Raw genomic sequence first — 21,201 nt, forward strand, 5'->3', positions numbered from 1 at the left:
ATTGCGGTCTGTCAGGCTACACAGGCGGTGTCTGACCCACCGCAATCGCGAGCAGGCTCACTCCTACAATTGATCTCCACCGCCAGAAAATATTTCACCCTTCACCTTTCCCTCCGACCGCTCTAATTCAAGTCTTTCAAGCTAATTGATCTTCAGACAGTCGCATTCCTACAAGTTTTTTCGAAAATTTATCTTGCGCGCTAAACATTAGCGCTATACATTCTCTTCACACCTACTTAGCGCGCAAACAATTAGCGCACAACACCACAACCAACGAGGCTCACATCATGCAAACTCTCTACACCGCAATCGCAACTTCCACTGGCGGCCGTGACGGTCGTGCGATCTCCAGCGACAACGTTCTCGACGTCAAACTGGCCACTCCGAAAGAACTCGGCGGTGCTGGCGGCGCGGCGACCAACCCTGAGCAACTGTTCGCTGCCGGTTACTCGGCCTGCTTCATCGGCGCACTGAAATTCGTTGCCAGCCAGACCAAGCGCAAAATTCCTGACGACGCATCGATCACCGCCCATGTCGGCATCGGCCAGATCCCTGGCGGTTTCGGTCTGGACATCGACTTGCACATCAGCCTGCCGGGCCTCGAACAGGGCGACGCGCAATCGCTGGTCGACGCTGCTCACCAGGTCTGCCCGTACTCCAACGCCACCCGTGGCAACGTCGATGTCCGTCTGCACGTGACCGTGTAAGCACTGAAGCCCCCGGCCCGAACAAGGAAATTGAACATGAACACTTTCAGCAAAGTCTTGACCGGTACCCTTCTCGCCCTGTCGGTGCACAGCGCTTTTGCCGGTGATGTCGAACACAACACCCAGGCATTTCTCGATGCGCTGAATGCCGGCAGCGGCAAACCGATCGAGCAGCTGTCGCCCAAGGATGCCCGCGCCGTGCTGGTCGGCGCGCAGTCCGGGGTCAAGTTGACACTGCCCAAAGCCGATGTCAGCGAGAAGAGCGTGCAGGTCGATGGCCAACCGTTGAGCCTGACCATCGTCCGGCCGGCCGGGGTCAAGGGTGAGCTGCCGGTGTTCATGTTCTTCCACGGCGGCGGCTGGGTACTGGGGGACTTCCCGACTCACGAACGTCTGGTGCGGGATCTGGTGGTCGGTTCGGGGGCGGCGGCGGTGTTCGTCAATTACACCCCATCGCCGGAAGCGCATTACCCGGTGGCAATCAATCAGGCCTACGCTGCGACCAAGTGGGTGGCGGAACACGGTAAAGAGATCAATGTCGACGGCAAGCGCCTGGCCGTGGCCGGCAACAGCGTCGGCGGCAACATGGCCGCAGTGGTCGCGCTGATGGCCAAGGACAAGGGCACCCCGGCAATCAAATTCCAGGTGCTGCTGTGGCCGGTGACCGATGCCAACTTCGACACCGGTTCGTACAACCAGTACGCCGAAGGGCACTTCCTCACCCGCAACATGATGAAGTGGTTCTGGGACAACTACACCACCGACGCCAAGCAGCGTAACGAGATCTACGCTTCACCGCTGCGCGCTACTACCGCACAGCTCAAAGGCCTGCCGCCTGCACTGGTGCAGACGGCCAGCGCCGATGTACTGCGCGATGAAGGCGAAGCCTATGCGCGCAAACTCGACGAAGCCGGAGTGCCGGTTACGTCGGTGCGCTACAACGGCATGATCCACGATTACGGTTTGCTCAACGTGGTCAGCCAGGTGCCAGCGGTGCGTTCGGCGATGTTGCAGGCGTCGCAGGAGCTCAAGGAACACCTGAAATAACCGCAGCCCTCCTGTAGGAGTGAGCCTGCTCGCGATAGCGTCGTCTCAGTCAACATCTTCAGCGACTGAATCACCGCCATCGCGAGCAGGCTCACTCCTACAAGGGATTCGCGCTGCCGCAAATACCGCAGGCACAAAAAAACCCGACTCAATGGTCGGGTTTTTTCTTTCCGCAAAAAGCAGTGCTTATTTCGCACGGCCTTTGTAGGAACCGCCTTCGCGGGTATCGATCTCGATCATGTCGCCGATTTCGATGAAGTCGGCAACCGACAGCTCGGTACCGTTCTTCAGTTTGGCAGGCTTCATCACCTTGCCGGAAGTGTCGCCGCGAGCGGAGCCTTCGGTGTAGTCGACCTGACGCACGATGGTGGTCGGCAGCTCTACGGAAACCAGACGCTCTTCGAAGAACACGGCTTCGCAAACGTCGGTCATGCCTTCTTCAACGAAAGGCAGAACGCTTTCGATGTCTTCGGCGTTCAGCTCGTACATGGTGTAGTCAGTGGTGTCCATGAACGTGTAGGTGTCACCGCTGATGAACGACAGGGTGGCTTCTTTACGATCCAGGATCACGTCGTCCAGTTTGTCGTCCGCACCGTAAACGGTTTCGGTCTTGTAACCGGTCAGCAGGTTCTTCAGCTTGGTCTTCATGATCGCGCTGTTACGGCCCGACTTGGTGAATTCAGCTTTCTGAACCAGCCAAGGATCGTTGTCGATACGGATCACGGTACCGGGTTTGAGTTCTTTACCAGTTTTCATTGCGAATATCCGAATTTGGATGGGATTTACAAAAATCTAGGCCGCGTATCATATCCAATTTACATAAAACTGTACCAGCGCCGTGGCAAGATCCGCCTGCAAGGCCTGTTCCAGACACCATGCCTCGGCGTTTTCCTCAAGCTCGGGCCAATGTTTTCGCACCCTCAGCCAGTGCTCACCGATCGGTTGGCCAGCGCTCCAGGCGCGCCACAGACCGTTCATCGCCTCAGCGGCCGCAGGTGAAAGCCCTTGGGTGTAGAGCGTGAGGAAAGCATCGAGCTTGTCCAGATGGATGTCGTCGTCCTGCTGATAGATGTGCCAGAGCATCGGCCGCCCCGCCCATTGCGCGCGCACGAATGAGTCTTCACCGCGCACCGCATTGAAATCGCAGCACCAGAGCAAATGATCGTATTGGTCCTGACGGACGAACGGCAGCACTTGCACGGTCAGCGACTCGCGCACATGAATCGCCCCGACCGTCAGCATTTCCAAGTCCAGCCAGCGCGCCACATCACCGAGAATCCGCCCTTCCGGCACCAGCAGGTGCGTCGGCTGTGGATCGGCGGCGAGCACATCCAGCCAACTGGCCAACCCGGCATTCTCGTAAGCAAACAACGAGATCAGTTGCGCGCCAGGTGCAGGATCGATGCCCAGGCCCTGCAGGAACTGTCGCTGCGCCGGTCGATCCTGCTGAAACTGCCGACGCTGTTCAAGCATTCCGCGTTCACGCAGCAGGCCGCCGGTGCCCGGTTTGAAGCCCGGAAAGAAGAAGAACTTCTGCACCGATTTGTATTTCACCGACGGCAAGCCGTGGCAACCGGTGACCCAGTCTTCGGCGCTGAGATAATCGAGGTTGAGCCACAGCGGCGGCGTTTTCCGGGCGGCCATGCTGTCCATGTAATCCGTCGGCAGCTGACAGGCGAAGGCTGCGATGACTACATCGGCAGCGTCCGCATGCCGCCACTCGCTCGGCCACTGTCGCACGTCGACACCCTGCTGCCACTGCTGCGCAAGATCGACGTCGATCTCTGGGCAGATACGCTCGAAGGCGCGCAGATCATCCACCCACAGGCGCACCGGCAATGCCTGTTCGGCCACCAATTGCCGGGCCAGACGCCAGGTCACGCCGATGTCGCCATAGTTGTCGACCACGGTGCAGAAAATATCCCAGCGGGGTTTCGCTTCAGGCATGCCGTTCTCCCGTTGGCAAAAAACCTCGATTGTCCGCATAAATGCGCTCGCGCAGAAGAGCCGACGGCGATTAATCTTCGTGCGACAATCGTCACTTGCCTGCAACCATCCGCCAGGAGGCCGCCATGCCCTACCGTCCGAATCCGCGTCGCCCCTTGCCTGTTCAGCTTAGCGCGCTGCATCTGACCGGCAGCATCGCATTGGGCCTGTGGCTGGGGTTTCTCGCGATCGCGCTGACTTGCTGGCTGCTCTCGCGTCTGTTTTTTGCCGAGCAACTGGCCCCTGTCGCGCAAGCGGTGCAGCAGCGCGTCAATCCACCAGCAGCCGTCGAGCCACAGCCAGACGTTGCGCCGCCGCCAAAGCCGATGTTCCAACAATACGAAGAAAACCTGCGCAAGAATGAACAGCAGGCCCGACTGGATCAGGCACGCGCCAATTCGCGCAATGCATCCAATCCGAAATGCCAGTTCTGGCTGCAGCAGGACCAGACCGCGCCAACCGAAAAGAGCCGCGCCAACGTTTTGCAATTCTGCGATTGATCATGAACAAACACAGCGTCCACCAATTGATTCTCGACAAGCTGCGCATCGACCTCGACATTGCCGAGCGCGCCGCGCAAACCGCTTACGAAACCGCGACCCACGAAGAAAACATCGCCGAAAACAAATACGACACCCTGGGGCTGGAGGCTTCGTATCTGGCGGCCGGTCAGGCGAAACGGGTTGACGAGATCCGTCAGTCACTGGCGCTGTGCCAGAACCTGACGTTGCGTGCCTACGATGAAAACCGCGGTATCGAAGTCGGCGCCCTGCTCGGTCTGGAAGACGAAAAGGGTCGCGAGCAATGGCTGTTTCTGGCGCCGGATGCGGCGGGCCTGAAAGTCGATGTAGTGGGTCAGCCGATCACCGTCATCACCCCGCGCTCGCCACTGGGCAAAAGCCTGCTGGGCAAGTTCGAAGGCGATGAGGTGGAGATTCTGGTGGCGGGCACCCGGCAACAGTTCGCTGTCACCGAGGTGCTTTGAGGCGGGACCTTAGTGGACCGGCAGTTCGACACCGTCGAACAGCTCTTCCAGTTCCTGCTTGTTGTGGCACTGAATGGCTTTGGCCATGACTTCGCGGGTCAGGTGCGGGGCGAACTTCTCGATGAAGTCGCACATGAAACCACGCAGGAACGTGCCGCGACGGAAACCGATCTTGGTGATGCTCGACTCGAACAACTCGCTGGCATCCAGCACCACCAGGTCGTTATCGAGTTTGGTATCGACGGCCATTTTCGCCACGATGCCCACGCCCAGACCCAGGCGCACGTAGGTCTTGATCACGTCGGCGTCAGCAGCGGTGAATACCACTTTCGGGGTCAGCCCACGATGGCTGAACGCTTCGTCGAGTTTGGAGCGGCCGGTAAAACCGAACACATAAGTAACGATCGGGTATTCGGCCAGCGCTTCGAGGGTCAGCTTCGGCAGCTTGGTCAGCGGGTGCCCATGAGGCACGACCACGCAACGGTTCCAGCGGTAGCACGGCATCATCACCAGATCCCCGAACAGCTCCAGCGCTTCAGTGGCGATGGCGAAATCGACGGTGCCATCAGCGGCCATTTCGGCGATCTGCATCGGCGAGCCCTGATGCATGTGCAGCGCCACGTCCGGGTATTGCTTGATGAAATTGCTGATCACCGGCGGCAGCGCATAACGTGCCTGGGTGTGGGTGGTGGCGATCGACAGCGTGCCTTTTTTCTCGTTGGAGAATTCCTGGGCAATCTGCTTGATGCTCTCGACCTTGCGCAGAATCTCGCCGGCGGTGGTGATGATGCGCTCGCCGGCCGGGGTGACGCGGGTCAGGTGCTTGCCGCTGCGGGCGAAGACTTCGACGCCCAGTTCGTCTTCCAGCAGGCGGATCTGCTTACTGATGCCCGGTTGCGAGGTGTACAGGCTTTGGGCGGTAGCGGAAACGTTGAGGTCGTGGTGCGCCACTTCCCAGATGTAGCGCAGTTGTTGAAGCTTCATATCAATCCCTCAAAGCAGGTAGACGCCACGGGCATCAGCGACGGTATATAACTATATTAATGGTTTGAAGAATAAATCTAGAACTTTTTATCAAAACGCCATTATTCCTGCTTCAACGATCTTCCCGCCGCCGGCGCTCCATCAACGGCACCAGATACACCGGCACCTTGGCCAGTTGCAGCACCCGCGCCGCCGTGCGCCCCAACGGCGTTTCCGCGCCGACGCCATGGCTGTGACTGCCGACGATCAGCAGATCGACCGAGAGCTTGTGCACCTGATCGAGAATCACCTGCGACGGATCGCCCTGCAGCACGCGCACTGCGCGAATGCGCTGCAGATCCTGTTCGCCGTCGTCCCCCAGTTCTTCACGAAAGCTGTCGAGCACCCGTTGTTCGATATTGGCGATGACTGTTTTCAGACCCTGACTATGGAATTCGTTCAATGCCTGTTCGTCGAGATAGCTCTGCAGCACCGACTCGGCAAACAGGCCCATGGGTTCCACCGCGTGCACTACATACAGATCGGCATTGAAGGTGCGCGCCAACGCCAGGGCATGCTGCATCACGAACGGTGCATAGAGACCGAGGTCGGTGGCATACAGCATTGAGCGAATCATCGGGACCTCCTCGCGAGCCAACGATGGCGGAGATTGATTCAGCTTAGCAGTGCCTTGGCGAGTGCGACGTGCGACGCAACGTCCTGAATGAAAAGGCTCTAGATCGGCGGTTCGTTGCTGATGCCATGGGGTACATGGCCGGTGGCGACCACTTCACGGGCCAGCTCGCAATGGCCGGTCTGGTCATCGAAGAACACGTCAGCGGCGAAGGCTTCGAGGAACGCCGATTTGGTCAGGCCACCGAGAAACAGCGATTCATCGAGACGGATATCCCATTCCCGCAAGGTGCGAATCACCCGCTCATGGGCCGGCGCCGAACGCGCGGTCACCAGCGCCGTGCGGATCGGGCAATCGTCGTCGGGAAACTCGCGCTGCAACAGATTCAGCGCAGCCAGGAATCCTTTGAACGGCCCGCCACGTAACGGCTCGCGGGCCGACTCGCGTTCCTTGGCCTGAAACGCTTCCAGACCACCAGACTGATAGACGCGCTCGGACTCGTCGGAAAAAATCACCGCGTCACCGTCGAAGGCAATGCGCAATTCATCGCTGGCCGCGCGGCTGGCGCCACCGGACAGGATCGTTGCTGCGGCAAATCCTGCATCCAGCGCCGCGCGCACGTCTTCAGCGTGCGTCGAGAGAAACAGGTCACAACCAAACGCTTTCAGGTACGGATACGGACTGCGCCCACCAACGAACGCCGCGCGGGAAATCGCCAGCCCGTAATGGTGAATCGAATTGAACACGCGCAGCCCGGTGTCGGCGCTGTTGCGCGAGACCAGAATCACCTCGACCCGCGCGCGGCCGAGGCGACTGTTCAGGCTCAGGAGTTTTTCCACCAGCGGGAACGCATCGCCCGGCGCGAGAATTTCGTCTTCGTGCTCGATCTGATATTGCCGATAGGCTTCGACGCCGCTCGACAGGTAGACCTTGTGGCTTTCGCTCAGGTCGAACAAGGCGCGCGAGGAAATCGCCAGCACCAGTTTGTCATCGATGTTATTGGCCATGCCTTCCCCCAGAACAACCGACTCAAGTATTGCGTCGGTCGATGAAACCCAAATGGCGATACAACGCCTCGATGCGCGGCAACTCGCAGCCCGCCGCTTTCGCCGCCGCCAGTGGCCGGGCGTAGATCGCCTCCAGCTCCAGCGGGCGTTTGTGTGAAAAGTCGTGGTACATGCTCGGCCAGTAATCGGGCATTTTTTCCGTCATGGTAAACAGGTACTCGCCATAGCCGGGCGGGATCTCGTATCCGCAAGCCCTGGCGCCCTGCACCACCTCGGCCATCAGCGCCTGAATCGACACGCGGCTGTCGGCATCGGCCATCAGCGCTTCAGTGCCCGCGCCGAGCAATACCGAAAGTCCGTTGTAGGGAATATTCCACACCAGTTTCTGCCAGCGCGCCTGATGCACGTTGGCCATCGCTTGAGAGTCGATGCCAGCGGCGCGGAACAACCCGGCGCCTTCTTCGACAATCGCCATGCGCGCCACTTCATCGATGGCCGGACCGCTGTGGTAACCGACGTTCACCGCGCCAAGGGCCTGATGGGTAATCTGCCCGGGGCCTTCGCGATTTACGCAGATCAGACACAGGCCGCCAAGCAGATGCAGCGAATCCGGCAGCAGCGGCCGCAGGCTGTCTTCGACATCCAGACCGTTTTGCAGCAACAGCACTTTTGCGTCAGGTTTGGCCGCTTGAATGATCGCCGGCGCGAGACCTGCGTTGCTGGTGGTCTTGGTGCCGACCAGCAGCCAGTCGCAGTGCGGCATGTCTTCGGCAGCGCAATAGGCATTCGCCGGATTCAGGGTCAACGCACCGTGCACCGCACTGTTGATCTGCAAACCACGCTCCGCCACTGCGGAAAATTCGCTGCGCAACAAGAAGTGCACGTCGAAACCGGCACGCGCCAGCATCACCCCGTAAAAACCGCCGATTGCACCGGTGCCGATAATCCCCACCACCGGTTTGCTGACTGTCTCGCTCATGGCAACTCCTCTGCAATTCGACCCAGCGCCTGCGCCACGGCCTGGTTGAGACCTTCAACCGTCAGGCGGCTGTGCACTGCGCCAAAGAACTCGCCGTCGCGCACCACAAACAGCGCCGGCAAATGAAACACCTGATAACGCTCGACCAGGCCGCCATTGTTGCCGGCGTCGATCCAGCACAGCTGATCGACTGCCAGCGGCATGCCCGGCAACACCTCGCGGGCATAGCGACAACTGGCGCAGCCGACGCTGGTGAAAACCACCAGGCAAACCCCTTTCATCGCCAGCAGCCGCTGGTCGGCGTCAAAGTCGGTCAGCTCGGATTCGGCCACTATACTGGGAGAAACAATGTCAGATGGCCGACACAGGGAGTCTGTGCTCATGGGACGGTTCATTCCTCATCCGGACGAAGTGCCGGTTGTATTGACGTTACTCAAGCCTGAATGCATTTCCAGACAACAGCTGCACACTATCAGCCTCGGCGGCATCGCTTGCAATTACCACCGCGCCTGGCGCCATGGCACCGCGTTGCAAGTGCGCATGCCGACGCTGAATGCCGACTTCTGTTGTCCGGGCTACGTGGCCTGGTGTCTGCGCCGCAAAAAAGGCTATCTGGTGGGCATCGCTTTCACTGACGAACAGACCCTGTTCAGCGCGCGAATGGGTGAGCAAGTGTGTCAGATCGAACGCTATTCGCGCATGCAGGACAGCCACGATGACCTGCAGGATATTCAGGCGCTGGCCCTGCAATGGGTCGAGGAGCATGCCGAAGAGTTCTCCCACGACAACCTGCGCAAGGCTTTTGCGCAGCCAGCGCTGGACTAAAGCACGGTTTGCCCATTGTCGAGCCGCGTCTGACGCGCTAAGGTTCGGCTCCCCCGACGCGCTAAATCTGCTGTGCTCCGCCGCGCGGGGATCGCTGGCGGCCGGCACCCGTGACCTGACGAGTAAACGATGGCTGATTTACCGATCAACGACCTAAACGTCACCTCTAACGAGACCCTGATCACTCCCGATCAGCTCAAGCGTGATATCCCCCTGAGCGACGCCGCCCTGCGCACCGTCACCAAGGGCCGCGAAGTCATTCGCAACATTCTCGATGGCACCGACCACCGTCTGTTCGTCGTGATCGGCCCGTGCTCGATTCATGACATCAAGGCTGCCCACGAATACGCCGATCGCCTGAAGGTGCTGGCCGAGGAAGTCTCCGACACCCTGTACCTGGTCATGCGCGTGTATTTCGAGAAGCCGCGTACCACCGTCGGCTGGAAAGGTCTGATCAACGATCCGTACCTGGATGACTCGTTCAAGATCCAGGATGGCCTGCACATCGGTCGTCAGTTGCTGCTCGACCTGGCCGAAAAAGGCCTGCCGACCGCGACCGAAGCCCTCGACCCGATCTCCCCGCAATATCTGCAGGATCTGATCAGCTGGTCGGCCATCGGCGCGCGTACCACCGAATCCCAGACTCACCGCGAGATGGCTTCCGGCCTGTCCTCGGCGGTCGGCTTCAAGAACGGCACCGATGGCGGCCTGACCGTGGCGATCAACGCCTTGCAGTCGGTGTCCAGTCCGCATCGTTTCCTCGGCATCAACCAGGAAGGTGGCGTATCGATCGTCACCACCAAAGGCAACGCCTACGGTCACGTGGTGCTGCGCGGCGGTAACGGCAAGCCGAACTATGACTCGGTCAGCGTGGCCCTGTGCGAGCAGGCGCTGAACAAAGCGAAGATCAAGCCGAACATCATGGTCGATTGCAGCCACGCCAACTCCAACAAGGACCCGGCCCTGCAACCGCTGGTGATGGAAAACGTCGCCAACCAGATCCTTGAAGGCAACCAGTCGATCATCGGCCTGATGGTTGAAAGCCACTTGAACTGGGGCTGCCAGGCGATCCCGAAAGACCTCGCCGACCTGCAATACGGCGTGTCGATCACCGATGCCTGCATCGATTGGTCCGCCACTGAAAACACCTTGCGCAGCATGCACGCCAAGCTCAAGGAAGTATTGCCGAAACGCCAGCGCACGTAAGCATGGTTTCGCCGACATAAAAAAACGCCGGGCAATGCCCGGCGTTTTTGCGTGTGCGATTCAGATTTTTGCAGCGCGGCGCTGATGACGTTCCATGTAGCGCTCGACGTAGGAGCAGGACGGGATCACCGTGTAGCCCATTTCTTCGGCGTATTGCAGCGCGCGTTCAGTCAGCGCTGCGGCGATGCCACGACCGCGCAGGGCATTGGGCACGAAGGTGCGATAGATATCCAGGGTCTGCTTGCCCAGATCCATGTAGGTCAGGTAAGCACGATGACCGTCCACGGTGGTCTCGAATTGATGACCAGCCTGGTCATGGTGGATGGACAACGCCTCGCTCATCACTACTCCTCGCGGGTCTTGAATTGTGACCCCTACCTTACCGATGTTTTCCCGGCGAAGGAACATCTACGCCACCCCGTGCCTGATGGACACCGAGAAGAGCCACACCGATCTCGCGCAACCTGACACCTGTTGAATAGTAGGCACCATTGGCAAAAATGCTCAAGGTACGCTCGTCATCGCACAGTCGGTGGGCAAAGGCTTCGATGCTCGCAGGATGGCCGCAAGACGCTCTTCGCGTGCCGTTTGCCTGAACATTGCCGGAATGTTGAGACTTAAGACGTGCGACCTTTTTTAAAGTCACCTGAACATCAACAAAGATACGCGAAGCGGTTCGCAGAAGCAGAACAAAAGTGTGGACGAATTCATTTAGAAAGACTCTCGCCGAACTCGCAAAAAGAGCATGCGAGGGTGGGAACTTTTTCCGTTTGAGTCGCTCACACCGGGGCTTGCAGCTGGATATTTTTTACACAGCGCAGTTAAAAGTTGCTCGAAAAAGAATCAACGCCTACAATTTTTTTTGCTTCTTGCGCTACGTCAGTTTACTTACTACAAGTAATGGGTAGTATGTACGCCGGCTATTTCCTCAATCGTGAGGAGACAGCCACTTAATTTGAAAGTCCTTGAAGGGGAACACGATGAACAACGTTCTGAAATTCTCTGCTCTGGCTCTGGCCGCAGTTCTGGCTACCGGTTGCAGCAGCGCATCGAAAGAAACCGAAGCACGTCTGACCGCTACTGAAGACGCAGCTGCTCGCTCCCAGGCTCGTGCAGACGAAGCTTACCGTAAAGCTGATGAAGCTCTGGCTGCTGCTCAAAAAGCACAACAGACTGCTGACGAAGCTAACGAGCGTGCTCTGCGCATGCTGGAAAAAGCTAGCCGCAAGTAATAATCCCTCGGGATTGTTATCGAGCCGATCCGGTTTCCGGGTCGGCTTTTTTGTGCCCGGTACTTTCCTCCGGGCACTAAAAAACCCGCCGACGCTCTCGCATCGGCGGGTTTCGATCAACGCTCATTGCTGCAGATCGATCGGTGCACTGCTCACCATCGGCGCCGAAGCGTTCGGCACGGCGATCTCGACCGGCAGGCCATCTTCGGCCGCGACCACATCACGCACCACGTCCCAGTTCATGCGCAGGTTACTGGTGATGTCTTCACGCTTGAGCATCGCGTTGATCACCGCCGTGTGCTTGTCGACTACAGACGGGTTGCCGTTGTCGTCGAGCGGCGTGTGCGCTTCCAGATAGACCTTGCCGCCGCTGCGTCCGAACTTGTACGGGTCGTTGATGATGCGCACCGAGGTGCCGACCGGGACCATGCCGGCCATCTCCAGCACGTTGTTGTTGAACATGCGGAAGCAACCGTGACTGGTGCGCATGCCGATGCCGAACTTCTTGTTCGAACCGTGGATCAGGTAACCCGGCGTGCCGAGAGTGAACTTGAACGGGCCCAGCGGATTGTCAGGTCCGGCTGGTACCACGTTGGGCAGCGGATCACCGTCTGCGGCGTGCTCAGCCTTGATCGAGGCCGGAGGAGTCCACGTCGGGTTCGGCGTCTTGGCGATGATCGAGGTATGCGCGATCGGCGAGCCCCAGCCTTCACGGCCGATGCCCAGCGGGAAGGTGTACACCACGTCGCGGCCTTTCGGGTAGTAATAGAGGCGGTATTCGGCGAGGTTGATGACGATGCCTTCACGCGGGCCCGGCGGCAGGATGAACCGGGTCGGCAGGACGATCTCGGTGCCGGCGCCCGGCAGCCAGGCATCGATGCCCGGGTTGGCCGCAACCATTTCCGAATAGCCCAGATCGTAGGTGGTGCCCAGGTCGGCGAAGGTGTCTTCGTACTTGGCTTTGATCACCTGCACCTGGCCGACGATGTCCTCGCCGGGTGGTGGCAGGGGAAGCTCCAATGCAGCAACGGGACCGGCCACACACAGGGCGGCAAGTGACAGGCAGCGGGTGACGGCAGGAAAGCGCGGCAACATCCGGAAAATCCTTCGCATGATCATCAAGGGTATAAGGGCGCGATTGTACACCGCGGCTTGGGGATTCGGGGAGGTAGCGCGGCCATAGGCGACAGGGTGCGTTCAGGGTGGGAGCGAGCCTGCTCGCGAAAGCAGTGTGTCAGCCAGCATGAATGTCGATTGAAAAGACCTTCGCGAGCAGGCTCGCTCCCACATTTTTGATCTTGACCACTCAGAGCTCGAAACGCAGCTCGGGCCAGATCGGCGAGGTACCGCGCTTCTGCGATTCGAGAATCGCCCGGCACAGCGAGCACAGGCGCTGATCCTGAAACACCCGGCGATCAACATTCGACCAGCGCGGTTGCGCCGGCAGCAGCGTGCCACAGAGCGTGCGGTCAGCCGAGCCTCCGAGTTCCAGCTGACGCGTCACCAGATGCACCCGCACTTCCTGGCAGGCGAACAGGTCCAGCTGCTCGTCAGGCTCGATCAGTTGGTAGGCAAACAGGGACCAGGCAGGACGCGGCATCGGGGGCTCCAAATTAGGGGGCGCCACATTAGCCGAAAGCCTGCCTGTAGAAAAGCCTCATAACAGCGGTTTTAGGGTCGGCCAGACATTTTCCAGCAACTTGCCCTGAGCCCCGGCGGCCGGGTGCAGACCGTCGGCCTGCATCAGGTCCGGATGACCGCCGACGCCTTCCAGAAAAAACGGCACCAGCGGGACCTTTTTCTCGTCAGCGAGCTTGCCGTAAACCTCGGCGAACGAATCGGTGTAACGCTTGCCATAGTTGGGTGGCAGTTGCATGCCGAGCAACAGCACTTTGGCGCCGCTCTGGCGCGAGCTGTCGATCATCGAGGCAAGATTTTGTTGCAATTGCGTTGGCGGCATCCCGCGCAGGCCATCGTTGCCACCCAGTTCGAGGATCACCAACTCAGGCTTATGCTCTGCAAGCAGCGCCGGCAGCCGCGCCTGGCCTCCGGCGCTGGTGTCGCCACTGATCGAGGCGTTGACCACTTTATCGTCGAAACCCTCTTGTTCGAGCCGCTGCTCAAGCAGCGACACCCACCCCAGACGGGTATCCAGGCCGAAACCGGCGCTGATACTATCGCCAACGATCAGGACAGTACCCGCCGCTGCGTTCTGGGCCATGCACATCAAGGCCAGGCCAGCACTCAAAAACCATACACGCATCGGATTCTCCATGGGCGCAAGCATTCTCACCGCGAAGAACCTCAGCAAAGTGGTCCCTAGCGCGGAAGGTGAACTGACTATCCTGCACGAACTCAGCCTGGAACTGAACAAGGGCGACAGCCTGGCCATCGTCGGCGCGTCCGGTTCCGGCAAATCCACCCTCCTCGGCCTGCTCGCCGGCCTCGACCTGCCCAGCAGCGGCGAAGTCACCCTCGCCGGCCAGGGCCTGAGCAATCTCGACGAAGACCAGCGCGCGCGAATCCGTGCCGAGCATGTCGGTTTTGTCTTCCAGTCGTTCCAGTTGCTCGACAGCCTCAATGCGCTGGAAAACGTCATGCTGCCGCTCGAGCTCGATGGCCGCAAAGATGCCCGCGAGCGCGCCACGCAACTGCTTCAGCGCGTCGGCCTCGGTCAGCGCCTGACCCACTCGCCGCGCCAGCTCTCCGGTGGCGAACAGCAACGTGTGGCCATCGCCCGCGCCTTCGCCGCCGAACCGGACGTGCTGTTCGCCGACGAACCCACCGGCAATCTCGACAGCCACACCGGCGAGCGCATCAGCGACTTGCTGTTCGAGTTGAACAAGGAACGCGGCACCACCCTGGTGCTGGTGACCCACGACGAACGCCTGGCCCATCGCTGCCGGCGCCTGATCCGTCTTGAAGCCGGGCTGCTGGTCGCCCCTCTGGAGCCTTGATGGCACGTCTGCCGCTGTTGCGTCTGTTCAGCCTCGCCCTGCGCCAGCTCATGCGCGATGCCCGCGCTGGTGAGTTGCGCGTGTTGTTCTTTGCGCTGGTGGTAGCCGTCGCGGCGAGCACCGCGATTGGCTATTTCGGCGCTCGCCTCAATGGCGCGATGATGCTGCGTGCCACCGAGTTTCTCGGTGCCGACCTGGTTCTGGAAGGCAGCTCGCCGGCCCGCGAGGAGCAAATCCGCAGCGGCACCGAACTGCGCCTGAAGCATGCGCAAGTGGTGGAGTTCTCCAGCGTCATTGCCACCGACAACGGCATTCAGCTGTCGAGCATCAAAGCTGTCGACCGAGCCTATCCACTGCGTGGCGAGCTGAAAAGCGCGCCCGCGCCATTTGCCCAGGAAGAAGTCGGCGGCGAACCGCAACCCGGTGAAGCCTGGGTCGAGGCGCGCCTGTTGACCGCGCTGGATCTGAAGATCGGCGACAGCATCGATGTCGGCATGAAGACTTTGAAGCTGACGCGTGTGCTGACCTACGAGCCGGATCGCGCCGGCAACTTCTACAGCCTGACGCCCCGGGTGCTGATCAACCTCGATGACCTCGCCGCTACCGGCGTGGTGCAACCGGGCAGCCGGGTGAGCTACCGCGAACTGTGGCGCGGCGAACCGCAGGCGCTGGAAACCTATCGCGAACTGATCAAACCGGGCCTGGCTGCAAACCAGCGAATCCAGGATGCCCGTGATGGTAACCGGCAGATTGGCGGTGCGCTGGGCAAAGCCGAGCGCTATCTGAACATGGCCAGTCTGGTCGCGGTGTTGCTGGCCGGGGTGGCGGTGGCGTTGTCGGCCAACCGTTTCGCCAGCCGGCGGTTTGACGCCAGTGCCTTGCTGCGCTGCCTCGGATTATCGCGGCGGGAAACCATGGTGCTGTTCAGTCTGCAGCTCACCGTGCTGGGTCTGATTGCGGCGATCAGTGGCGCCGTGCTCGGCTGGCTGGCGCAACTGGGCCTGTTCGCACTGCTGCATGATTTGCTGCCGAGCGATGTGCCGCCGGGCGGCCTGTTTCCAGCCATTGCCGGGATCGGCACCGGGCTGGTGGCATTGGCCGGTTTTGCCCTGCCGCCGCTGGCCGCCCTCGGTCGCGTGCCACCGCTGCGGGTATTGCGTCGCGACATGCTGCCGATCCCGTCGAGTACGTGGATGGTCTATGGCGCGGCGCTGGGTGCGCTGGGCCTGATCATGTGGCGTCTGAGCCTCGACCTGCTGCTGACTTTCGCCCTGCTCGGCGGTGGCGTGGTCGCCGCGCTGGTGCTCGGCGGCCTGCTGCTGTTGTTGCTGCAAAGCCTGCGCCGCATGCTCGCCCGCGCCTCGTTGCCGTGGCGCCTGGGTCTTGGCCAGTTGTTGCGGCACCCGTTGGCCGCGGCCGGGCAATCCCTGGCCTTCGGCCTGATCCTGTTGTCGATGGCGCTGATCGCGCTGCTGCGCGGTGAGTTGCTGGACACTTGGCAGAACCAGCTACCGAAAAATGCGCCGAACTACTTCGCGCTGAACATCCTCCCGGCTGACAAGCAGGCCTTCGCCGATCACCTGATCAAGGTGTCCGCGCAAGCGGCGCCGCTGTATCCAGTGGTGCCGGGGCGGCTGATCAGCATCAATGGCGAGGCGGTGCAACAAATCGTCAGCAAGGATTCCGCCGGAGACCGCGCCATTCAGCGCGACCTGAGCCTGACCTGGGCGGCGGATCTGCCGGCCGGCAACAAGCTCACCGCTGGCTCATGGTGGAGCGGTCAGCCGTCCGACGATGTGCCGGGCGTTTCCGTGGAAGGCAAAGTTGCCGAGAGCCTGAAACTCAAACTCGGCGATCACATGGTGTTCAGTGTCGGCGGGGTCAATCGCGAAGCGAAGGTCACCAGCCTGCGCGAGATCAACTGGGACAACTTCCAGCCGAACTTCTTCATGATTTTCCAGCCCGGCACCTTGAAGGATCTGCCGGCGACCTACCTGACCAGTTTCTATCTGGCGCCGGGGCACGATCAGCAGATCGTCGAGCTGTCGCGGACCTTCCCGGCGGTGACCATCCTGCAGGTCGAAGCCTTGCTCGAACAGCTGCGCAGCATCCTCGCCCAGGTCACCCTGGCGGTGGAATATGTGTTGTTGTTCGTTCTTGCTGCGGGGATGGCGGTGCTGTTCTCCGGTCTGCAGGCGACACTGGATGAACGCATCCGCCAAGGTGCGCTGTTGCGTGCGCTGGGTGCCGAGCGGCAGTTGCTGATCAAGGCGCGACGTATCGAGTTCGGTTTGCTGGGCGCGGTCAGCGGCTTGCTCGCGGCGATCGGTTCGGAGGTAGTCAGCCTGGTGCTGTACCGCTTCGCCTTCGACCTGCCGTGGCATCCGCATCCCTGGCTGCTGGTGCTGCCGTTGATCGGCGCCGCATTGATAGGGGGAGCCGGAGTGTTCGGCACGCGTCGCGCACTGAACGCCAGCCCACTGACAGTGTTGCGCGAGGGTTGATAGACTCAGGCGGTCTTAATCACAAGAAGTTGCCATGAGCCGTTATCGCCCTCCCCGCACCGCCGGCACCGCGCTGATCACCCCCGAAGGTGAAGCGCGGATGCGTGCCGAATTCCATGAGTTGTGGCATGTGCGTCGCCCGCAGGTCACCCAAGCGGTGAGTGAAGCGGCGGCGCAGGGTGATCGTTCGGAAAACGCCGAGTACACCTACGGCAAAAAAATGCTGCGCGAAATTGACAGTCGCGTGCGTTTTCTCACCAAGCGTCTGGAAGCGCTCAAGGTAGTCAGCGAAAAACCCAGTGACCCGAACAAGGTCTATTTCGGGGCCTGGGTCACCATCGAAGACGAAAACGGCAAGCAGTCGCGCTACCGCATCGTCGGCCCCGATGAACTGGACCTCAAGCTCGGTTTGATCAGCATCGATTCACCGCTGGCCCGCGCGCTGATCGGCAAGGCACTTGACGCCGAAGTGCGGGTGCAGACGCCGACCGGCGAGCAGTTCGTTTACATCGTGGCGATTGAATATCCGTAAGAACAATCAGCGTCGAGTGATCAAGCCCTGCCGCGCAACGCGGGTCAGTTGCTTGATCATTTCCGGCGCCTCTTCTGCGCTCGGCGCCTGAATCACCGCCAGATCAAAGCTGTCAGTGGCGAAACGCGCCAGCGACTCGCCGTCATCGACAAACTGGATCAGGAACGCGGCAGGACCGCCGCTGCGACGTGGCCAGCCATCGAGATAACGCAACAGCGTCGGCTGGTGTTTGCCGCCAAGAAGAATTTTCGGGTTGCGCTGGGTGACATGGGCCGTGATCGGCGCGGGACGTGCTGGAGGGCGTAGTGCATTCATCGTGTCGTGTCTCTGCCTCAAAAGTCTGCATGGCAGGTGAGAGGCAACACCGAACCAGCGCTTTAGCGGTATTTCGAAGCCCTGTTCCGGCTTCTGACGGTAACTGTAGAAGTCACCTGGCGCCCCGCAAGTAGCTGTTTAAATCGGCGCATGAGCAACATCCTAGAGAACGTGACCGACCAGTGTCAAGAATCGCCCGCAACAAAAAAAGGCCCGCGCAATGCGGGCCTTTGCCTTGAGCCAGAGCCTTCAACCGGCGATGGCGCGATCCGCCGAAAGCTTGCCGGCACCTTCGATCAGTACCGCGATGCTACCGGCCAGCAGAGCCAGGGCGAACTCATAACCGTTGTTGGCCATGAACAGACCGTTGCCGATGTGCACCGAGAAGATTGCCACCAGCGAGAGGAACGCCAGACCGAGTGCCGCCGGGCGTGCCAGCAGGCCGATGATCAGGGCCAGACCGGCGAAGAACTCGGTACCACCGGCCAGCGAGGCCATCAGGTAGCCCGGGGTCAGGCCGATGCTTTCCATCCATTGCGCGGTGCCGGCCAGGCCGTAGCCACCGAACAGACCAAAGAGTTTCTGCGAACCGTGGGCGGCGAAGATCACGCCAACAGCAATGCGCAGGACAGTCAGGCCGTAACCGGCGCGGGTGAACAGAACCTTGTTGATCAGAGAGCTCATGGTGCATTCCTTGTTGTGCAGAAGTGTTTGTGTGTTTGGGTTGGTCGCTATATTAATCAGTTTATTTCATGTTAAAAGCGCAAATAATTCGCCATAACAATCGAGTTTTTAGATTATTTTCGTGTGACCACTTTCTGCTGGCGGGGCTCAAGCGACTCACGCTCCCGGTCGAATGCCAAGTAGTACTTGTTCACGCTATTAACATAGCTGACGGCGCCCATTCCCACCTGCTCCATGGCGATACGCTCGACCTGGAAAAACCACTGGTTGGGATTCAGGCCACGGCGGCGCGCTTCGGCACGCATGCCCTGCACGCGCTCAGGGCCGATGTTGTACGCAGCGAGGGTGAATGCCATGCGCTCACGCTCGTTGAGTTTGGGGCTGCTGAAAAATTTGCGGCGGATCATCGCCAGATACTTGGCGCCGGCCTGCACATTCGCATCGAGATTGTGGATATTGCTCACCCCGACCCGTTGCGCGGCGGACGGAGTGATCTGCATCAGCCCGGTCGGGCCGCTGCCGCTGCGGGCGTTGGGCTGCAGACGCGATTCCTTGAACGCCAGCGCCGCAAGATTGAGCCAGTCCATGTTCTGCGCGTCGGCGTGCTTTTGCAGGGTCGGGCGGAGTTTTTCCAGACGCTGGCGATCCCCCTTGGCCAGCGGATTGTGCACCTGGTACAAGCGCCGATAGATGCGCAGAAATGCGGCGTCTTCGTCAGAGGGTTTCTTGTAACCGGTGAGAAAGCGATCGATGCTCGCGCGCAACATCGACGCGTCGCGACGCACGAACCAATGTTCCTCGCCCGGCTCGCCGAGGCTCAGTTGTCGGTCGAGGCGCAGCTTCGGCAGGATCTTGCCCCAGCGCTCGGCAATCGGCTGCTCGACGATGGTCAGGTGGAAAATCCCGCCCTGGACCATTTCCAGCACATCCTCCACAGCCAGCGTTGGATCGACCCATTCGATATTGATCGGTGCCAGTTTGTGCAGCGCCAGTTTCTGGTTGAGCTGGCTGACCACCTCCCCCGCCGCACTGCCAGTGGGCAGGGCCAGGGTTTTGCCAGAGAGTTGCTCGACCCTGGTGTAGCGGCGCTGGCCCTTGATGCCGACCAGCACCAGCGGCACGTTGCTGGCGATCGGCTCACTGCTGGCGACCGCATAGCCCGAAGGCAGATCGAGCAACTCGCCCGGCGCGACCATATCACCTTCGCCGCGCTGCAAGGCACCGAGCAATTGATCCTTGGCTTTGGGAATGATTTTGAGGGTGACTTGCTGGCCGTCACGGGCATGGCCGTTGAGGTATTGCTCGAAGGCGCGCAGGCGGTGGTATTCGACACCAATGGCCTGGCCCTGGACTTCGCCGGAGCTGTTGCGGCTCTGATTGACCAGCACGCGCAACACGCGGCTGCTGCGAATGTCCGAGAGGTCGCGAACCTTGCTCGCCGGCACGGCTTGCAGCGGCCCGGGCAGGCGCGCGACCGCCGTCATCGGCAGCAGCAACGCAGCGCACAACAGCAGCAGAACCGAGGGACGATGCATCCACTCTCCGAAAAGAATACGGGGCGACTTCACCATGAAAGCGGCGAGATCACCGACGAAAACAGAGCGCTTTGTGCGCTGGTAAAGTGCGAGAGACTGGCACAGTGATGGCATTGCCGCCACCCCGGAGTCCCCCGCGGCCTCAACAGACAGCCATAAGTCGTTGTAGTTCTTGCCTTTTCTTATAAATCTACAGCTCTGATATGCTTTCCGGCCTTCGGCCCGAGGTAGCACCATGCAACTCATCGATATCGGCGTCAACCTGACCAACCCCAGTTTCGCCGACAAACACCAGACGGTGCTCGACCGCGCCTACGCCGCCGGGGTCTGCCAACTGGTGCTCACCGGCACCAGCGTCGAGGGCAGCGAGCAGGCGCTGGAGCTGTGCCAGCAACTGGACGAAAGCGGCCAACGACTGTTCGCCACTGCCGGTGTTCACCCACATTCGGCCAGCGACTGGAACGCTGACAGCGCGCGTCGTTTGCGCAGCCTGTTGAACGAATCCAATGTCGTCGCGGTAGGTGAATGCGGTCTGGATTTCAACCGCGACTTCTCCCCGCGTGCGCAGCAGGAAAAGGTCCTCGAAGAACATCTGGCGCTGGCCGCCCAGCTGCAACTGCCGGTGTTCCTGCATGAGCGTGATGCCAGCCAGCGCCTGCTGGAAATCCTCAAGGACTTCCGCGATCAACTGCCGGCGGCAGTGGTGCATTGCTTCACTGGCGAACAGAAAGCCCTGTTCAGCTACCTCGATCTGGATCTGCACATTGGCATTACCGGTTGGATCTGCGACGAGCGCCGCGGCACGCACCTGCATCCGCTGGTCAAGGAGATCAAGCCGGGACGGCTGATGCTGGAAAGCGATGCGCCGTATCTGCTGCCTCGCACGCTGCGGCCGAAGCCGAAAAACGGGCGCAATGAGCCGGCCTATCTGACCGAGGTGTTGCGCGAGGTGGCGTTGCATCGCGGCGAGACCGAAGAAGCACTGGCCGCGCACACCACCGCGTGTGCCCGGGCATTCTTCGGTTTACCGATCATTTCCTGACACATCCAAATCCCATTGTAGGAGTGAGCCTGCTCGCGATAGCGGTGTGTCAGTCAATGAT

Annotated in this window: 25 protein-coding genes; 11 read left to right on the plus strand and 14 right to left on the minus strand. The window is 60.5% G+C overall.

Going from position 1 to position 21,201, the window contains the following annotated elements; all coding sequences use genetic code 11:
* Positions 1-287: 287 nt before the first annotated feature.
* Entirely contained in the window at positions 288-707 is a 420-nt protein-coding gene (locus DCO47_RS17530) for an organic hydroperoxide resistance protein (protein ID WP_116658556.1), read from the plus strand.
* Between the two features lie 36 nt (positions 708-743).
* Positions 744-1,754 carry an alpha/beta hydrolase gene (locus DCO47_RS17535; RefSeq protein ID WP_116658557.1) on the plus strand — a complete coding sequence of 337 codons (1,011 nt, stop codon included), beginning with the start codon at positions 744-746 and terminating at the stop codon, positions 1,752-1,754.
* Between the two features lie 186 nt (positions 1,755-1,940).
* Here DCO47_RS17535 and DCO47_RS17545 read toward each other — a convergent pair whose 3' ends face one another.
* A complete protein-coding gene (locus DCO47_RS17545; protein WP_003226785.1) occupies positions 1,941-2,510 on the minus strand; it encodes an elongation factor P in 570 nt (189 codons plus the stop codon).
* Between the two features lie 48 nt (positions 2,511-2,558).
* On the minus strand, positions 2,559-3,701 hold the full coding sequence (earP, locus tag DCO47_RS17550) for an elongation factor P maturation arginine rhamnosyltransferase EarP (RefSeq protein WP_116658558.1): 1,143 nt from the start codon (positions 3,699-3,701) through the stop codon (positions 2,559-2,561).
* 125 nt (positions 3,702-3,826) lie between these two features.
* On the opposite strand from earP, the gene DCO47_RS17555 reads away from it, so the two are divergent.
* Positions 3,827-4,240: a hypothetical protein gene (locus tag DCO47_RS17555; protein WP_116658559.1), complete on the plus strand. Its 414-nt coding sequence runs from the start codon at positions 3,827-3,829 to the stop codon at positions 4,238-4,240.
* A gap of 2 nt (positions 4,241-4,242) precedes the next feature.
* Entirely contained in the window at positions 4,243-4,725 is a 483-nt protein-coding gene (locus DCO47_RS17560) for a GreA/GreB family elongation factor (RefSeq protein WP_116658560.1), read from the plus strand.
* Between the two features lie 9 nt (positions 4,726-4,734).
* Here DCO47_RS17560 and cysB read toward each other — a convergent pair whose 3' ends face one another.
* The 5 genes from cysB to DCO47_RS17585 all read right to left on the minus strand — a co-directional run bounded on the left by cysB (position 4,735) and on the right by DCO47_RS17585 (position 8,691).
* The gene (cysB, locus tag DCO47_RS17565) at positions 4,735-5,709 is read right to left on the minus strand and encodes an HTH-type transcriptional regulator CysB (protein ID WP_016770873.1); all 975 of its coding nucleotides are present in this window, start codon (positions 5,707-5,709) and stop codon (positions 4,735-4,737) included.
* Positions 5,710-5,821: 112 nt separating this feature from the next.
* Entirely contained in the window at positions 5,822-6,325 is a 504-nt protein-coding gene (locus DCO47_RS17570; protein WP_016770874.1) for a universal stress protein, read from the minus strand.
* A 98-nt stretch (positions 6,326-6,423) separates the two neighbouring features.
* Positions 6,424-7,329 (minus strand): 5'-nucleotidase, encoded by a 906-nt coding sequence (locus DCO47_RS17575; protein ID WP_024013777.1) that lies wholly within the window; start codon positions 7,327-7,329, stop codon positions 6,424-6,426.
* Positions 7,330-7,351: 22 nt separating this feature from the next.
* Positions 7,352-8,308 (minus strand): putative 2-dehydropantoate 2-reductase, encoded by a 957-nt coding sequence (locus DCO47_RS17580; RefSeq protein WP_065616886.1) that lies wholly within the window; start codon positions 8,306-8,308, stop codon positions 7,352-7,354.
* Entirely contained in the window at positions 8,305-8,691 is a 387-nt protein-coding gene (locus DCO47_RS17585; RefSeq protein WP_116658561.1) for a co-chaperone YbbN, read from the minus strand. Before DCO47_RS17585 ends, DCO47_RS17580 begins: the two co-directional genes overlap by 4 nt.
* Between DCO47_RS17585 and DCO47_RS17590 the strand changes: the two genes are divergently transcribed.
* The gene (locus DCO47_RS17590; protein ID WP_065616884.1) at positions 8,690-9,133 is read left to right on the plus strand and encodes a PilZ domain-containing protein; all 444 of its coding nucleotides are present in this window, start codon (positions 8,690-8,692) and stop codon (positions 9,131-9,133) included. The genes DCO47_RS17585 and DCO47_RS17590 overlap by 2 nt on opposite strands.
* Positions 9,134-9,262: 129 nt before the next feature.
* Entirely contained in the window at positions 9,263-10,339 is a 1,077-nt protein-coding gene (locus DCO47_RS17595) for a 3-deoxy-7-phosphoheptulonate synthase (protein WP_116658562.1), read from the plus strand.
* A 60-nt stretch (positions 10,340-10,399) separates the two neighbouring features.
* On the opposite strand, the gene DCO47_RS17600 is transcribed toward DCO47_RS17595, so the two are convergent.
* On the minus strand, positions 10,400-10,681 hold the full coding sequence (locus DCO47_RS17600) for a GNAT family N-acetyltransferase (RefSeq protein ID WP_016770879.1): 282 nt from the start codon (positions 10,679-10,681) through the stop codon (positions 10,400-10,402).
* 638 nt (positions 10,682-11,319) lie between these two features.
* Here DCO47_RS17600 and oprI point away from each other — a divergent pair.
* On the plus strand, positions 11,320-11,571 hold the full coding sequence (gene oprI / locus DCO47_RS17605) for an outer membrane lipoprotei OprI (protein WP_003183784.1): 252 nt from the start codon (positions 11,320-11,322) through the stop codon (positions 11,569-11,571).
* Between the two features lie 123 nt (positions 11,572-11,694).
* Here oprI and DCO47_RS17610 read toward each other — a convergent pair whose 3' ends face one another.
* The 3 genes from DCO47_RS17610 to DCO47_RS17620 all read right to left on the minus strand — a co-directional run bounded on the left by DCO47_RS17610 (position 11,695) and on the right by DCO47_RS17620 (position 13,834).
* Positions 11,695-12,666, minus strand: coding sequence for a L,D-transpeptidase family protein (locus DCO47_RS17610; RefSeq protein WP_042607894.1), 972 nt, complete (start codon positions 12,664-12,666; stop codon positions 11,695-11,697).
* Positions 12,667-12,877: 211 nt separating this feature from the next.
* On the minus strand, positions 12,878-13,171 hold the full coding sequence (locus tag DCO47_RS17615) for a hypothetical protein (protein ID WP_016770881.1): 294 nt from the start codon (positions 13,169-13,171) through the stop codon (positions 12,878-12,880).
* A 57-nt stretch (positions 13,172-13,228) separates the two neighbouring features.
* Positions 13,229-13,834, minus strand: coding sequence for an arylesterase (locus tag DCO47_RS17620; protein ID WP_042607895.1), 606 nt, complete (start codon positions 13,832-13,834; stop codon positions 13,229-13,231).
* A 10-nt stretch (positions 13,835-13,844) separates the two neighbouring features.
* On the opposite strand from DCO47_RS17620, the gene DCO47_RS17625 reads away from it, so the two are divergent.
* The 3 genes from DCO47_RS17625 to greB are packed head-to-tail and all read left to right on the plus strand — an operon-like array spanning position 13,845 to position 17,564.
* Positions 13,845-14,528: an ABC transporter ATP-binding protein gene (locus DCO47_RS17625; RefSeq protein WP_016770883.1), complete on the plus strand. Its 684-nt coding sequence runs from the start codon at positions 13,845-13,847 to the stop codon at positions 14,526-14,528.
* Positions 14,528-17,032: an ABC transporter permease gene (locus DCO47_RS17630; RefSeq protein ID WP_116658563.1), complete on the plus strand. Its 2,505-nt coding sequence runs from the start codon at positions 14,528-14,530 to the stop codon at positions 17,030-17,032. The genes DCO47_RS17625 and DCO47_RS17630 overlap by 1 nt, the downstream gene beginning before the upstream one ends.
* A 34-nt stretch (positions 17,033-17,066) precedes the next feature.
* Positions 17,067-17,564, plus strand: coding sequence for a transcription elongation factor GreB (gene greB / locus DCO47_RS17635; RefSeq protein ID WP_116658564.1), 498 nt, complete (start codon positions 17,067-17,069; stop codon positions 17,562-17,564).
* A 6-nt stretch (positions 17,565-17,570) separates the two neighbouring features.
* Here the strand turns inward: greB and DCO47_RS17640 are convergent, their stop codons facing one another.
* The 3 genes from DCO47_RS17640 to DCO47_RS17650 form a co-directional block, all read right to left on the minus strand.
* On the minus strand, positions 17,571-17,879 hold the full coding sequence (locus DCO47_RS17640; RefSeq protein ID WP_042607899.1) for a hypothetical protein: 309 nt from the start codon (positions 17,877-17,879) through the stop codon (positions 17,571-17,573).
* 249 nt (positions 17,880-18,128) lie between these two features.
* Positions 18,129-18,563 carry a DoxX family protein gene (locus tag DCO47_RS17645; protein ID WP_016770887.1) on the minus strand — a complete coding sequence of 145 codons (435 nt, stop codon included), beginning with the start codon at positions 18,561-18,563 and terminating at the stop codon, positions 18,129-18,131.
* 113 nt (positions 18,564-18,676) lie between these two features.
* The gene (locus DCO47_RS17650; protein ID WP_064361532.1) at positions 18,677-20,098 is read right to left on the minus strand and encodes a transglycosylase SLT domain-containing protein; all 1,422 of its coding nucleotides are present in this window, start codon (positions 20,096-20,098) and stop codon (positions 18,677-18,679) included.
* A 235-nt stretch (positions 20,099-20,333) separates the two neighbouring features.
* Here DCO47_RS17650 and DCO47_RS17655 point away from each other — a divergent pair, with 235 nt between their 5' ends.
* Positions 20,334-21,140 carry a TatD family hydrolase gene (locus tag DCO47_RS17655; protein ID WP_116658565.1) on the plus strand — a complete coding sequence of 269 codons (807 nt, stop codon included), beginning with the start codon at positions 20,334-20,336 and terminating at the stop codon, positions 21,138-21,140.
* Positions 21,141-21,201 lie beyond the last annotated feature (61 nt).

The sequence above is a fragment of the Pseudomonas sp. NDM genome, from assembly GCF_003105095.1.
Taxonomy (GTDB): Bacteria; Pseudomonadota; Gammaproteobacteria; order Pseudomonadales; family Pseudomonadaceae; genus Aquipseudomonas; species Aquipseudomonas moraviensis_A.